Source organism: Pseudoxanthomonas sp. Root65 (assembly GCF_001427635.1).
Taxonomy (GTDB): domain Bacteria; phylum Pseudomonadota; class Gammaproteobacteria; order Xanthomonadales; family Xanthomonadaceae; genus Pseudoxanthomonas_A.
The window spans coordinates 215,029-227,693 of the sequence record NZ_LMHA01000003.1 but is presented as its reverse complement, the minus strand read 5'-3'; the positions used below and the strand labels follow the sequence as shown (position 1 = coordinate 227,693).

At 67.5% G+C, this 12,665-nt stretch carries 15 protein-coding genes; 4 read left to right on the top strand and 11 right to left on the bottom strand.

From position 1 onward, the window contains the following. Genes sdhD through ASD77_RS17860 form a run of 3 tightly spaced genes read right to left on the bottom strand, consistent with a single transcriptional unit; the run spans position 1 to position 1,017 of the window. Positions 1-384: a succinate dehydrogenase, hydrophobic membrane anchor protein gene (gene sdhD / locus ASD77_RS15790; RefSeq protein WP_055944153.1), complete on the bottom strand. Its 384-nt coding sequence runs from the start codon at positions 382-384 to the stop codon at positions 1-3. Then, positions 381-773 carry a succinate dehydrogenase, cytochrome b556 subunit gene (gene sdhC, locus ASD77_RS15785; protein WP_055944150.1) on the bottom strand — a complete coding sequence of 131 codons (393 nt, stop codon included), beginning with the start codon at positions 771-773 and terminating at the stop codon, positions 381-383. Before sdhC ends, sdhD begins: the two co-directional genes overlap by 4 nt. A gap of 58 nt (positions 774-831) precedes the next feature. Continuing rightward, the gene (locus tag ASD77_RS17860; RefSeq protein WP_082563366.1) at positions 832-1,017 is read right to left on the bottom strand and encodes a DUF1674 domain-containing protein; all 186 of its coding nucleotides are present in this window, start codon (positions 1,015-1,017) and stop codon (positions 832-834) included. A 39-nt stretch (positions 1,018-1,056) separates the two neighbouring features. Here ASD77_RS17860 and ASD77_RS15780 point away from each other — a divergent pair, with 39 nt between their 5' ends. Then, on the top strand, positions 1,057-1,920 hold the full coding sequence (locus ASD77_RS15780; RefSeq protein ID WP_235578564.1) for a folate-binding protein: 864 nt from the start codon (positions 1,057-1,059) through the stop codon (positions 1,918-1,920). A gap of 88 nt (positions 1,921-2,008) precedes the next feature. Next, on the top strand, positions 2,009-3,199 hold the full coding sequence (ubiM, locus tag ASD77_RS15775) for a 5-demethoxyubiquinol-8 5-hydroxylase UbiM (RefSeq protein WP_055945026.1): 1,191 nt from the start codon (positions 2,009-2,011) through the stop codon (positions 3,197-3,199). Positions 3,200-3,262: 63 nt separating this feature from the next. Here ubiM and ASD77_RS15770 read toward each other — a convergent pair whose 3' ends face one another. The 7 genes from ASD77_RS15770 to ASD77_RS15740 form a co-directional block, all read right to left on the bottom strand. Then, the gene (locus ASD77_RS15770) at positions 3,263-3,808 is read right to left on the bottom strand and encodes an NADPH-dependent FMN reductase (RefSeq protein ID WP_055944147.1); all 546 of its coding nucleotides are present in this window, start codon (positions 3,806-3,808) and stop codon (positions 3,263-3,265) included. A gap of 29 nt (positions 3,809-3,837) precedes the next feature. Continuing rightward, positions 3,838-6,102, bottom strand: coding sequence for a thiamine pyrophosphate-dependent enzyme (locus ASD77_RS15765; RefSeq protein WP_055944144.1), 2,265 nt, complete (start codon positions 6,100-6,102; stop codon positions 3,838-3,840). Positions 6,103-6,110: 8 nt separating this feature from the next. Beyond that, positions 6,111-6,767, bottom strand: coding sequence for a glutathione S-transferase family protein (locus tag ASD77_RS15760; protein WP_055944141.1), 657 nt, complete (start codon positions 6,765-6,767; stop codon positions 6,111-6,113). After that, positions 6,757-7,143: a hypothetical protein gene (locus ASD77_RS15755; protein WP_200947416.1), complete on the bottom strand. Its 387-nt coding sequence runs from the start codon at positions 7,141-7,143 to the stop codon at positions 6,757-6,759. Before ASD77_RS15755 ends, ASD77_RS15760 begins: the two co-directional genes overlap by 11 nt. Positions 7,144-7,238: 95 nt before the next feature. After that, entirely contained in the window at positions 7,239-7,790 is a 552-nt protein-coding gene (locus ASD77_RS15750; RefSeq protein ID WP_055945023.1) for a GNAT family N-acetyltransferase, read from the bottom strand. Positions 7,791-7,882: 92 nt separating this feature from the next. Then, positions 7,883-9,046: an acyl-CoA dehydrogenase family protein gene (locus tag ASD77_RS15745; RefSeq protein WP_055944135.1), complete on the bottom strand. Its 1,164-nt coding sequence runs from the start codon at positions 9,044-9,046 to the stop codon at positions 7,883-7,885. 145 nt (positions 9,047-9,191) lie between these two features. After that, positions 9,192-10,007 carry a glycine zipper 2TM domain-containing protein gene (locus ASD77_RS15740; protein WP_055945022.1) on the bottom strand — a complete coding sequence of 272 codons (816 nt, stop codon included), beginning with the start codon at positions 10,005-10,007 and terminating at the stop codon, positions 9,192-9,194. A gap of 174 nt (positions 10,008-10,181) precedes the next feature. Here ASD77_RS15740 and ASD77_RS15735 point away from each other — a divergent pair, with 174 nt between their 5' ends. Both ASD77_RS15735 and ASD77_RS15730 read left to right on the top strand, forming a co-directional pair. After that, on the top strand, positions 10,182-10,400 hold the full coding sequence (locus tag ASD77_RS15735) for a DUF6116 family protein (protein WP_055944132.1): 219 nt from the start codon (positions 10,182-10,184) through the stop codon (positions 10,398-10,400). A 3-nt stretch (positions 10,401-10,403) separates the two neighbouring features. Continuing rightward, entirely contained in the window at positions 10,404-11,174 is a 771-nt protein-coding gene (locus ASD77_RS15730; RefSeq protein WP_055944129.1) for a TatD family hydrolase, read from the top strand. A 3-nt stretch (positions 11,175-11,177) separates the two neighbouring features. Here ASD77_RS15730 and ASD77_RS15725 read toward each other — a convergent pair whose 3' ends face one another. Continuing rightward, positions 11,178-12,569, bottom strand: coding sequence for a nuclear transport factor 2 family protein (locus tag ASD77_RS15725; protein ID WP_162247643.1), 1,392 nt, complete (start codon positions 12,567-12,569; stop codon positions 11,178-11,180). Positions 12,570-12,665: the final 96 nt, after the last annotated feature.

The window sequence follows — 12,665 nt, the reverse complement described above, 5'->3', positions numbered from 1 at the left end:
TCAATTCCCCAGCGCGATGCGGGCCACGGCGAAGACGCTCACGATGGCGCCCAGCACGGCGATGAACTTGACGGTGGTCTGCACGGCGAGGGCGAGCAGCGAGTTGTGGATGTAGTCCTCCAGGATGACCTGAAGGCCCAGTTGCGCATGCCAGAACATGGCGACCAGAAAGCCGACCAGCAGCATCGCATTCCACGGCTTGGCGATGGCGGCGGTGGCGGTGACGTAGTCGGCGCCGGCCAGGCCCAGCACGAACACCAGGAACCAGATCGTCAGCGCGACCAGCGCAGTGGCGGTCAGGCGCTGGTGAACGAAGTGTTCGGTACCGGTCTTCGCCGAGCCCAGGCCGCGCGCATTCTTGATAGGCGTACGGAAGTTGCTCACGCGCCACCTCCCAGCAGCACATAGGCCCACACCAGGGCGGTGATGACCAGGCTGCCGATCACCGACAGCCAGCTGCTGCGCACGAACGTGGCGATGCGATAGCCGATGGCGAAGTCCTGCACGATGTGGCGGATGCCGTTGCACAGGTGATAGGCAAAGGCCCAAGTCCAGCCGAACAGGAAGACCTGTCCGTACCAGGCGCCGGCATGAACGGTGAAGCAGTTCCAGGCATCAGGGCCGACCATCAGCGTGACCAGGCCCGCCGTGATCAGCAAGGCACCGGCGGCAAGCACGACGCCGGTGGCGCGATGGAGGATGGAGGTCACCATCTGGATCTGCCAACGGTAGACCTGCAGATGGGGAGAAAGCGGACGTTGTGGAGTCGCCATTCGTTGCGCTCGTTGTCTCGGCTGGGCGGTTGGACCGCGTTGGCTTTACGTGCGTTGCTCAGAAATCGATGCAGCGCCCGTTCTTTTCCCAATCCCCGTAACGCGTGGGCTCGGGCCCGTCGCGGCCACCGATCTCCTTCTGCACGGCCGTGTCTGCTGCCCCTTCGCCAGGTGTCGGCGGTGGGGTATCGGACGGCTGTGTTCTGGGATCGGGGTCGGGAACCGGGGGAGTTTGACCTATCATGGCGGTCTCGCAACGCACAAAATTTTAATCCTCGCCCCCGTGGCTTACAACCTTTCTCCTACCACCGCACCGGTTTTCAGCCTGCCCGACCACGCGCTGGTGACGCTGGAAGGCCCGGACGCCGTGGCTTTCGCCCACGCCCAGTTCGCCAACGATGTGGTCGCGCTGGCCCCGGGACACTGGCAGTGGAATGCGTGGCTGACGCCCAAGGGGCGTGTGATTGCGGTGTTCGCGTTGGCAAGGCTTTCCGCCGATCGCCTGTGGCTGGTGTTGCCCGACCATCCCGCCGAGGCGTTCGCCGAAGCGCTGCGCAGGTTCGTCTTTAGACGAAAGTTGAAGATTGACGTGCCGGGCGACCTCGCGGTTGGCGGGGCGTTCGCCGCGCCGGTCCGTGCGAAGGGCGCCGCGCTGGACGACGCCGACGGCGTGCTCGAACTGGATGTGGGAGGCGACGGCGGGCCGCGCACGTGGCGCATCGGCCCTCCCGCCAAGGAAGATCCGGCAGCGCAAGCCGCCTGGCAGGTCGCCGACCTGCGCCACGGCCTGCCCCGCCTGTCGTCCGCGCAGCGCGAACAGTGGACCCCGCAACAACTCGCGCTGGATCGCCTTTCCGCCTACAGCGTCAAGAAGGGCTGCTACCCGGGCCAGGAAATCGTCGCGCGCACGCACTTCCTCGGCAAGGCCAAGCGTTCGTTGCAGTGCTTCACCGCCGGGGGCACCGTTGCCGACGGCATGCCGGTGCGCGAAGACGAACGCGATGTCGGCGAAGTGGTCTGCGTGGCACAGGAACGCAGCGGCAGCGTGTTGCTGGCGGTGATGCCGCTGGAGCATGCCGGTGCCGGCCTGGTTGCCGATGGCCACCGGCTCGTCCGGCATCCGCTGCAGGACGGCCTGCGCCGCTGAGGTTTTTGAGCGCGTCGATTGATCCACGTCAATGACGTGCTGGCGCCGCAACCCGAGACTGCTGCCCGATCCGGACAGGAGCCTGCGCATGCAGCATGACGTCATCATCATCGGCGCCGGCCCCGTCGGGCTGTGCCTGGCCAAGGCGCTGTGCGACCTCGACCTGAAGGTGGCACTGGTGGAGCGTGAGCCGCGCGCCGCCATCGCCGAGCCCGCCTTCGATGGCCGCGAGATCGCGTTGACGCACGCATCGATGCGCTTGCTGCACGACCTCGGCATCTGGCAACACCTGCCGGAGGCTGCCTGCTCGCCGCTGCGCACGGCCCGGGTGATGGACGGCGACGGCCTGCACGACATGCGTATCGACGCGAGCTTGGCCGACAAGCCGGAACTCGGCATGCTGGTGCCGAACCACCGCATCCGCGAGGCTGCCTGGAAGACGGTCTGCGAGCAGCCCGGCCTGGATCTGTTCGACGACGCCCGCATCCATGCGGTCCGCACGACCGACGACCATGCCGAGGCCATCCTGGGTGGCGGCCTGAGGCTGCAGGCTTCGCTGCTGGTCGCGGCCGACAGCCGCTTCTCCGAGACACGCCGCGCAATGGGCATCGCGGCGAACCAGTACGACTTCGGCAAGAGCATGCTGGTCTGCCGGATGCATCACGAGCAACCGAACCACCGCATTGCGTGGGAATGGTTCGGCCACGGCCAGACGCTGGCGCTGTTGCCGCTGCGGGACCATCTGTCATCCGTCGTCGTCACCCTGCCCGACAGCGCGGCGAAGCGCCTCGCGACGCTCCACGTGGATGCGTTCGCCGACGAGATCGAACAGCAGTACGCGCATCGCCTGGGATGCATGCGGCTCGCGAGCAGCCGTCACGTGTATCCCTTGGTCGGCGTGTTTGCGCGCCGCTTCGTCGGGCGCCGTTTCGCGCTGGTCGGCGATGCCGCCGTAGGCATGCATCCGGTGACGGCGCATGGCTTCAATCTGGGACTCGCCAGCGTGGAACGGCTGGCCGTCGTGGCGCGCGAAGCATTGCAAGGCGACGGCGATCTGGGCGGCGCCGAAGGATTGATCCGCTACGAGCGCCGCCACCGTCGCGGAGCGCGGCCGCTCTACCTCGCCACGCGCGCCATCGTGGCGATGTACACCGACGATCGCGCGCCCGTCCGCCTGCTGCGCGAAACCGTCCTGCGTGTCGGCCAGCGGGCCACGCCGTTCCGGCGCATGCTGGCACGCACCCTGGCGGACGAGCGCCCGCGGGACCGCCGGCCGTAGCGTGCGCTGCGCGCACGACCTCATGAACGATTGACCTATCCCGCGACGTGCGCACGGCGCACGCTACGGGGACAGCCAGGCCTCGAACCGGTCGAGGAACAGCTGCAGCCGCTTGCGCAGGCGTTCATCGGTGATGGTGCCCTCAGCGTCGATCTGGCCTTCGCGGTACTGGATGGCGATCTCTGGCTGCGGCAGCACCGCGACATCCACGGCGGCCAGCACGTTGCGCAAATGCTGCTGGGCCGAGACCGTGCCATGCGCGCCCGGCGAGGTGCCGATCACCGCCGCACGCTTGCCAGCGAACGAATTGCTGCCGCCGGGGCGAGTACCGAGGTCGATGGCGTTCTTCAGCACGCCCGGAATGGAGCGGTTGTACTCCGGGGTGACGAACAGCAGGGCATCGCAGGCTTCCACCTGGTGCTTGAAGCGCAGGCCAGCGGCGGGGAAATCGGCATCGTTGTCCTGGTTGTAGAGCGGCAGGTCGCCGATGCCGATGTGCTCGAACACGAAGCGGTCGCCCGCCAGTGCCTGCACGGCACCCGCGAGCTGGCGATTGAAGGAACCGGCGCGCAGGCTGCCGATGATGACGCCGATACGACGCGTGGCCATGTCCGTTCCTCAGCGGGTGGGGACCGCCATCATGCCAGCCGGTCGGCCGCCGCGACGATGTCCTCGTCACCGGGCAGCACCAGGAAGGCCGCGCTCGCTAACGGCGTGTACGTGTCCGCGCCGACCACGCGCTGGAACGGCCGGGCCGCATAACCGGCTTCGGCGATGGCGGTGATGACGCCCTCGCCGACGCCGGCGGCATGGCGCCCCTCATCGACGACCAGGATGCGCCTGGCGGTCTTCGCCTGCGCCGCAATGAAGGTCGCATTGAGCGGCACCAGCCAGCGCAGGTCCACCACGCGAACCTTCCAGCCATGCTTGTTCTCGATGCCGCGCGCCGCACGCAGGCTCATAGGTACGCCGTTGCCGTAGGTGAAGATGACCAGGTCGTCCGCATCCTCGTTGTACAGCCGGCCTTCGCCCAGCGGCATCGCTGCGTCCTGCGCGGGATACGGGAACAGCCACTGGCCGTCGCCGGCCTCGTGCAGATCCTTGGTCATGTACAGCGCGATCGGCTCCAGGAAGATCGACACGCGGCCATCGACCTTGGCCAGCGCGGCCAGCGTGCGCAGCATCATCGCCGCATCGTCGCCACGCGACGGACAACCGACGACCAGGCCCGGGATGTCGCGTAGCGCAGTGATCGAATTGTCGTTGTGGAAATGGCCACCGAAGCCGCGCTGGTAGCCCAGACCGGCGATGCGCACCACCATCGGGTTGCGGTACTGGTTGTTGCTGAAGAACTGCAGGCTGGCAGCCTCGCCACGGATCTGGTCGCAGGCGTTGTGGAAGTACGCGAGGTACTGGATCTCCGGGATCGGCAGCATGCCCAGGTTGGCATAGCCCTGCGCCAGGCCGAGGATCATGGTTTCGTCGAGCAGCGTGTTGAACACACGCGTGCCCTTGAACGCCTTCTGCAGGCCCTTGGTCACCGTGTACACGCCGCCCTTCTGCGCCACGTCTTCGCCGAACAGCAGGGTTTCCGGGTACTTGCAGAGCAGGTCGTGCAGCGCATTGTTGATCTGGATGGCGAGGTGACGCGGCGGCAGCTTCTCCGGCAGCTTGTCCTCGCTGCCGAACGCGGCGACGCGCTTCTCGTGTGGTGCGGTGCGCGCCGCTTCCTTCGCCACGGCATCCGGCGTGTAGGGCGCCACGGGTGCCATCACGTGTTCGAGCGTGGTGATGCGCGGTCGGCGGTCGGCGTCCTCGGCGGCGGCGAAGCAACGCCTGCGCGTGGCTTCGTACAGGTCCAGCAGCGCGTCCTTCGACAGCAGCCCGGACTCCAGCGCGATCGCCGCCGAACGCAGCAGCGGGTCGGTGGCTTCCACCGCGCAGAGTTCCTCAAGCGGACGCCATTCGATCTCGAAGTCGGTACCGGCGTGACCCATGATCCGCGTGGTGCGCAGGTGCAGGAAGGTCGGGCGACGCGTGCGGCGGCAATGCTCGACGGCCGCCTGCACTTGGCCGTAGCCGGTCGCCAGGTCCAGGCCGTCGGCATGGAAGTAGTCCAGGTCCTTGCGGTCGCGGAAGTTCCGTCCGATCCATCCCTCCGGCGTCTTCACCGAAATACCGATGCCGTTGTCCTCGCAGACGAACAGCACGGGGGCCGGCAGCTTCTGGTACGCGGTCCATGCCGCCGCATTGAACGCGGTCTGCGCGGAGGCGTGGTTGCTGGAGGCGTCGCCGAACGAGCAGATCGCGATGCTGTCGTCCGGGATCGGCAGTGCGTGGCCGATGCGGCGCGCCTGTTCGATCGCCACGGCGGTGCCCAGCGCCTTCGGCAGGTGCGAGGCGATGGTCGAGGTCTGCGGCAACACCCACAACGGCTTGCTGCCCCACACCTTGTGGCGACCACCGGAGGCGGGATCGTCCGCGCTCGCGGCAAAGCTCAGCGCCGAGTCCATCACCGGATCCATCCCCGGCAGCTTGCGGAACCGCTCGGCCATGAAGCCGCCGCTGCGGTAATGCAGGAAGGCGGGGTCGGTATGCCGCGTCAGCCGCGCGACCATCGCATTGCCCTCGTGCCCCGAGCTGCCGATGGTGTAGAAGACCTTGTTCTGCACGCGCAGCACCCGCGCCATCAGATCGAGATGCCGCGAGATCAGCTGGGATTCCAGCAATTCGATGAAACCCTCCGCGTCCAGCCTGCTGCCCGGTAGTACCGCATCACCAGCCGCAGGCTTCGCGCCGACACGCCCGCTCCACGCCTTCACGAATTCGATGAAGTTCTGGTCGCAGATCTCGGCACGGTTGAGGCCCTTCATGCGGGCGGGAATCGGATGATGTGCAGTCATGTGCTCGCTCAGGATCGGGAAGCCGCCAGGCGCGCGGCAACTTCATCGCTCACGCCCGGCATGGGAACGAAACCCGGCGTGGCGCGCACGCGCACCAGCCAGTCGGTGATGCGCGGACAGGCGGAAAGATCGAAGCCGCCATCCTCCGCGCAGTGGGTGTAGGCGAACAGCGCAATGTCGGCCACGCCATAGGCGGGGCCGGTGAACCAGGCCGCATGTTCGAGATGCTTTTCCATGACGGCCAGCGCCTGCTCGCCCCGCTCCTGCAGGCGCGGCAGCTCGGCGCGGCGCGGCGAATCCAGCGGCGTCCAGCCGCGGATGAAGCGCGCCACGGCGACGTACGGCTCGTGGCTGTACTGCTCGAAGAAGAGCCAGCTGAGCGCCTGTGCACGCTGCCAGGCATCGGCTGGCAGATACGGACTGCCTTCGGCCAGCCAGCAGAGGATGGCATTCGACTCGACGAGGATGGAGCCGTCGGCGCGTTCCAGCATCGGCACCTTGCCGTTCGGGTTCTTCGCCAGATAAGCGGGCGTGCGCGTGTCGCCATGGGCGCTGTCGACTTCGACCCACGCGTAGGGACGGCCGAGCTGCTCCAGCAGCAAGCGTACCTTGTGGCAGTTGCCCGAGCTGGACATGCCGTGGACGGTGACGGGATCAGGCGACATGCGGATGCTCTGGAACGGACAGGCGGGCGGCCTTGGCGAGATCTTTACCGCGACCGAACGCGAGCAGGATGCGACGTTGCTCCCGCCGCGTCGGAATGCGAACGGCGACGCCTGCGATATCGACACGCATGTCGTCGTGCACCCGCACGGGCTGCCATCCCGCTTCTGTCATCAGTTCCAAGCCGCCCATGACTTCCAGCGGCATCGGCAGATGGACGAAACGCGCGAAAGCGGAACGGAAGCGGGCTTCATCGGCGGGACGGTAGTCCGTATCGACATGGTCGCTCCATGCCTCGCCCAGGCGCAGCGCATCCTGACGGCTGCACAGCACGTCGATGTCCTGCGGCACGACGCCGGCAACGCCGGCCAGCGTCATCGCGGCACTGCCGATGATCCACCAGGGATCGCGGAATGTCCGCGCCATCTGCGGCAGGGCCTCGTGCAAGCCTGCATGCAGCGCGGACGTCGGGGTCACGCTTGCCCGGCCCTGCGTGTGTGCCATTGCGCGCGCGTCTGGCCCCAGACCTCGACCGGTTTCTCGTGGTGCGGTTCGGGCAGGCGATCCATGCGCAGGTAGGTGGAGCCGAGCTTGGCGGCCACCGACTTCGAGTTGGCGTTCTGCGGATCGATGGTGTGGATCACCTCGCTCCAGCACAGATGGTCGAACGCCCATTCGACGCTGGCCGCCGCGGCTTCGGGCGCATAGCCCCTGCCCCACGCCTCCCGCGCGATGCTCCAGCCGACCTCGGTGCCCGGCCAGCCTTCCGGCTGCCATGGCCCGACCCGACCCACCCAGCGACCACTCGCCTTCTCGATCACCGAGAACATCCCGAAGCCCTGCAGATGCCAGCTTCCCAGCGTCGCCGCGAGGCTGCGCCACGCCGGCGAGCGCGCCTGCATGCCACCGATGTAGCGCGTGGCTTCCTCATCGGCGCCAAACGTCGCCCAGGATTCGTAGTCGTCCCTTCGCGGCAGGCGCAGCAGGAGACGTGGAGTTTCGAGCTGGAAATTGGAAAGGTCCATCGACGTCACACCATCCCACCAGAAACCGGACACGACGAGCGATGACGCTCGACTCCCCTGCACCTTCGCTCCCGCCACGGAAGCCGTCAGCCTCAGAACGCGTTGATGCCCGTCAGTTCGCGGCCGATCACCAGCTGGTGCACGGTCTCCGTGCCTTCGTAGGTGATCACCGATTCCAGGTTGAGTGCGTGGCGGATGGCGGCGTGTTCGGTGGTGATGCCGGCACCGCCCAGCAGGTCGCGGCATTCGCGCGCGATGTCGATGGCCATGCGGCAGTTGTTCCACTTCGCCAGCGACACCTGCGCGGGCGCCATGGTGCCGGCGTCCTTCAGGCGGCCCAGCTGCAGCGACAGCAGCTGCGCCAGGGTGATGCGGCGCGCCATCTCGGCCATTTTGATCTGCGCACTCTGGGTGGCGGCGACGGGACGGTCGAACAGGATGCGTTCCTTGGTGTAGCCCAACACCTCATCGAGGCAGGCGATCGCGGCGCCGATGGGGCCCCAGGTGATGCCGTAACGCGCCTGCGTCAGGCAGCCCAGCGGACCCTTCAGGCCCTTTACGTTGGGCAGGCGGCTGCTGTCGGGCAGGCGTACGTTGTCGAAGAACAGCGCGCTGGTCACTGACGCACGCAGGCTCATCTTGTGCTTGATCTCCTGCGCAGTGAAACCCGGCGTGCCCTTCTCGATCAGGAAACCCTGGATGCCGTCGTCGGTCTGTGCCCAGACGATGGCGATGTCGGCCAGGTTGCCGTTGGTGATCCACATCTTGGAACCATTGATGACCCAGTCGTCGCCGTCGCGGCGCGCGGTGGTCTTCATGTTTGCCGGGTCGGAACCGCCGTGCGGTTCGGTCAGGCCGAAGCAGCCTATGACCTTGCCCGCGGCCATGTCGGGCAACCAGCGCTGGCGCTGTTCCTCGCTGCCGTAGGCATAGATGGGATACATGCACAGCGAGGACTGCACGCTGACGAAGCTGCGGATGCCGCTGTCGCCGCGCTCGAGTTCCTGGCAGATCAGGCCGTAGCTGACCGCATTGAGGCCGGCGCAGCCGTACTTCTCGGGCAGCGAGGAACCCAGCAGGCCGAGTTCGGCGATCTCCGGCACCAGCTCCTTCGGAAAGCGGGCCTGGTCGAAGGCGTCGCCGATGATGGGGCGCACGCGTTCGTCGGTGAAGCGGGCCACCGCATCCTGCACGGCGCGCTCCTCTTCGCTCAGGAGGGAACGTACATCGAACAGGTCATACGGGTTCAGGGCCATTGCGCTTCAACCGGCAGGAGTCATTCACCGCATTGTATGCGGTGGCCCTCGGCGCCGGTAAGCGCCAGTCCGCAAAGCAAAGGCCGGCGAAATGCCGGCCTTTGCGGGGTGCCACGTTGAAACGCAGGCCGTTGCCGGCCGGCCATCAGCCCTGGTCGGGGGCGTCCACGCTGGCGGTCTGCGTCACCACCTGGCCATCGATCACCGGCAGGCGCTCACCCGGCTTCTGGTCCAGGCGGATGGTCTTGTCCTGGCCTTCGAAGCGATAGGTCACGTCGTAACCGATCACCTTGTCGGTGGTGCCCAGCGCGATGCGGGTGCCCGGCTTGCTGTCCATACGCATGGTGCCGGTGCTGCCGTCCGGGTTGCGGTAGGTCACGTTGTAACCGGTGACGCGCGAGGACTCGGACGTGGCGTTCTCGGTATGGCACTGGCGCTCGGTACGGTTGACAACTCGGCCGCCCACATGGCGCTTGTCCACCGTGTTGCCGATGGCGCCGCCGGCCACCGCACCGGCGACAGTGGCGGCCTTCTTGCCGCTGCCGCCGCCCACCTGGTTGCCGAGCAGGCCGCCGATCACGGCACCGGCGACCGTACCACCGACGTTGCCGTCGCGTTCCGGCAGGCGCTCCTGCACCACCACGTCCTCGCAGACTTCGCGCGGCGTGCTGGTGGTGGTGGTCTCGCGGACCGGTTCGGTGCCGATCACCGTGGCATACAGCTTCTCGGAGCTGGTGACCGGATCGGCCTTCACCACCGTGGCGTACTGCAACGTACCCATCGGTATTTCGTTGTCGGTCGCCGCCGCATCATCCCCGACCAGCGCGCCATCTGCCGTCGTGACCAGGCCGTTCTGGTCGGCCGGGCTCTTGTCGCCGCCCTTGAGGAAGGCGGCCGTGGCGACACCGCCCACCAGCAGCGCGCCGACGGCGACCAGGATCGTAGTGGTATTGCTCTTCATCGCTGCCTCCATGTCGGGGCGGTCCCCGATTCATCTTGGTCATCATTGCACCATTGCCAACCTGAACAAAGCACCCGCGAAGACGCGCGAAAGCGAACAAAAAATGAACGCTTCGGTGACATGTCGATCATGCTAGCGTGCCGATATTCCACTCTGCGGAGAGCGAGCGCCGTCATGCCAAACCCCTTGTTGCTGCCATTGCTCGACTGGGCGCGAAAGCTGCGTTACCCCACGTTGTTCAAGATCACCGCCGCCTTGTTTGCGGTCACGCTGTTCCTGCCTGATCCGTTTCCTTTCGTGGATGAAATCCTGTTCGGCCTCGGCACGTTGCTGCTGGCCAACTGGAAGCGTCGCAAGGACCCGCCGCCGGCCATCGAACCGTCCCAGCGCTGACACATGCTGGTCGACAGCCACAGCCATTTCGATGCGCCGGAGTTCGACAGCGACCGCGCGGCCGCGCTGGCGCGCGCGCGGGCGGCAGGCGTCACCCGGCAAGTCGTGCCCGCGGTGTCGGCTGCGAGTTGGCCGAAGCTCCGCGATGTCTGCGCCCAGGACTCCGGCCTGTTTCCCGCCTACGGACTGCATCCCATGTTCCTGGCAGACCACCGACCGGAGCACCTGGATGAGCTGAACGCTTGGATCGAACGGGAACGGCCGGTGGCGGTTGGTGAATGCGGGCTGGACTATTTCGTCGACGGCTTGGACCGCGACCGACAGCACGCCTACTTCGATGGCCAGCTGCGGTTGGCGCGCGAGTTCGAGCTGCCGCTGATCGTGCACGCGCGACGCGCGGTGGATGCCGTGATCGGCGCCATCAGGCGCACAGCCGGCCTGCGCGGCGTGGTGCACAGTTTTTCCGGCAGTCCGGAGCAGGCGCGCCAGTTGTGGGACCTGGGCTTCCTGATAGGCCTCGGCGGGCCCGTCACCTACGAACGCGCGAACCGCTTGCGCATGCTCGCGCGCACGATGCCGCTCGAATTCCTGCTGCTGGAAACCGATGCGCCTGACCAGCCGGATGCAGGCATCCGTGGCCAACGCAACGAGCCCGCACGACTGCCACGGGTCCTTGACGTCATCGCAGCGCTGCGTGGCATCCCCGCCGACGAACTGGCCCGCGCCACGACGCGCAACGCCGAACGTCTTTTCGCGCTGCCCGCCACCAGCTGAAACTCAGCGCGCCACCGCGCCGTCGGCCAGCCCGGGAGTCCACGCGTGGTAGGCCTTGACCACGATGTGCCATGCGCCGCCACGACGTAGCAGAGTCATGTGATCCAGCGCCTTCATGTCCGGATAGTCCAGTTCGATCACGGCGGTCGCGACGTCGCCGGTCACGGTGATCTGCCGGATGCGGCGCGTACGCTGCGCCTCGTCCGCTGGCACGCGGCCGCTCGACGAGGCCAAGATGTAGTCGCGCGCGGGCCAGTGACGGTAGCGCCCGTCCTTCACTCCCACCAGCACCGCATCCTCGGCGAAGGCCCGCTCGAAGTGCCGGCGCTGGCCGGTCGCATGCCCATCCAGGTACGCCTGCAACGGCACGCGCACGCCAGCCACATCATCGCCGCTGGCGCTGGCGACATTGTCCGCTGCGACGGCCACGACCACCTTGCCGCGGGTCGTACCGGCGCGATTGTGCTGTTGCGCCTGCACGATCTGCGAGAGCGGATAGAGTCCGTCGACGTGGAGACGCAGCTGCCCCGCCGCGATCAGCGGCACCATGCCGGCCAGCCCGGCCTGCACGTCCCATGCAGGCACCGCAGGGCAGACGATGCGACCGGAGGTGCACAACGCCGCGGGCACCTGGCCGACCAGCGTGACGAGCCGTCCCCCATCGCGGAGCACGCCCGGCGAACGCATCAGCGTGTCGCCTCCCACCGTGTCGACGACGACGTCCATGTCGCGCACCACCTCCTCGAAGCGGACGCTGCGGTAGTCGATCACTGCTTCGGCGCCCAGCCCCCGCAGGTAGTCGTGGTTTCGCGCTGACGCAGTGGCGGTCACGTGCGCACCGCGCGCTTTCGCCAGTTGCACCACCATGGATCCGACGCCGCCCGCGCCCCCGTGCACCAGCACCCGGTCTCCGGGCCGGACATCGGCCGCACCGACCACGTAGCGCCACGCCGCGACCGCCACCGTCGGATAGGCCGCGGCTTCCTGTAGCGTGAACGTGACGGGCGCAGGCGCGAGGGCGGCGACCGGCGCCGCCACGTATTCCGCATAGCTGCCGGAACGTTCCCGCGGATCGACGATTCCGGCGACGAGATCACCGCAGGCGAACGCTGTCACGCCCGGTGCCACCGCCACGACCTCGCCGGCGAAATCGCCGCCCGGTGTCGCGGGAAACGGCAGGCGGCCGGCCTCCTGCAGCTTCCAGTCGACGGGGTTGACGCTCGCATAGTGCACGCGCACCACCACGTCGTCTGCGGCCGCGACCGGCACCGGCACGCGCTCCACGCGCAATGCTTCAGGGCCTCCGGCGGCGTGGATGCGGGCGGCAAGCATGGTATCGGGAACGACGGGACACGCCTGGGCTGCGGCGACGACGGGCAGCAGGCCGGCGAACATCAGCAGAAAACGGGTATACATGCGGGGCGGACGCTGGGAACGGGCGCGCACTATCCCGCCGCGCGGTGGCCCTGCACAGATGGCTTGCGCCGGAAC

Excerpts from the sequence above, each read along its gene's own strand:
- sdhC (WP_055944150.1), bottom strand. The coding sequence starts at position 773 with ATGGCGACTCCACAACGTCCGCTTTCTCCCCATCTGCAGGTCTACCGT.
- ASD77_RS17860 (WP_082563366.1), bottom strand. The coding sequence starts at position 1,017 with ATGATAGGTCAAACTCCCCCGGTTCCCGACCCCGATCCCAGAACACAG.
- ubiM (WP_055945026.1), top strand. The coding sequence starts at position 2,009 with ATGCAGCATGACGTCATCATCATCGGCGCCGGCCCCGTCGGGCTGTGC.
- ASD77_RS15770 (WP_055944147.1), bottom strand. The coding sequence starts at position 3,808 with ATGGCCACGCGTCGTATCGGCGTCATCATCGGCAGCCTGCGCGCCGGT.
- ASD77_RS15765 (WP_055944144.1), bottom strand. The coding sequence starts at position 6,102 with ATGACTGCACATCATCCGATTCCCGCCCGCATGAAGGGCCTCAACCGT.
- ASD77_RS15760 (WP_055944141.1), bottom strand. The coding sequence starts at position 6,767 with ATGTCGCCTGATCCCGTCACCGTCCACGGCATGTCCAGCTCGGGCAAC.
- ASD77_RS15755 (WP_200947416.1), bottom strand. The coding sequence starts at position 7,143 with ATGACGCTGGCCGGCGTTGCCGGCGTCGTGCCGCAGGACATCGACGTG.
- ASD77_RS15750 (WP_055945023.1), bottom strand. The coding sequence starts at position 7,790 with ATGGACCTTTCCAATTTCCAGCTCGAAACTCCACGTCTCCTGCTGCGC.
- ASD77_RS15745 (WP_055944135.1), bottom strand. The coding sequence starts at position 9,046 with ATGGCCCTGAACCCGTATGACCTGTTCGATGTACGTTCCCTCCTGAGC.
- ASD77_RS15740 (WP_055945022.1), bottom strand. The coding sequence starts at position 10,007 with ATGAAGAGCAATACCACTACGATCCTGGTCGCCGTCGGCGCGCTGCTG.
- ASD77_RS15735 (WP_055944132.1), top strand. The coding sequence starts at position 10,182 with ATGCCAAACCCCTTGTTGCTGCCATTGCTCGACTGGGCGCGAAAGCTG.
- ASD77_RS15730 (WP_055944129.1), top strand. The coding sequence starts at position 10,404 with ATGCTGGTCGACAGCCACAGCCATTTCGATGCGCCGGAGTTCGACAGC.
- ASD77_RS15725 (WP_162247643.1), bottom strand. The coding sequence starts at position 12,569 with ATGTTCGCCGGCCTGCTGCCCGTCGTCGCCGCAGCCCAGGCGTGTCCC.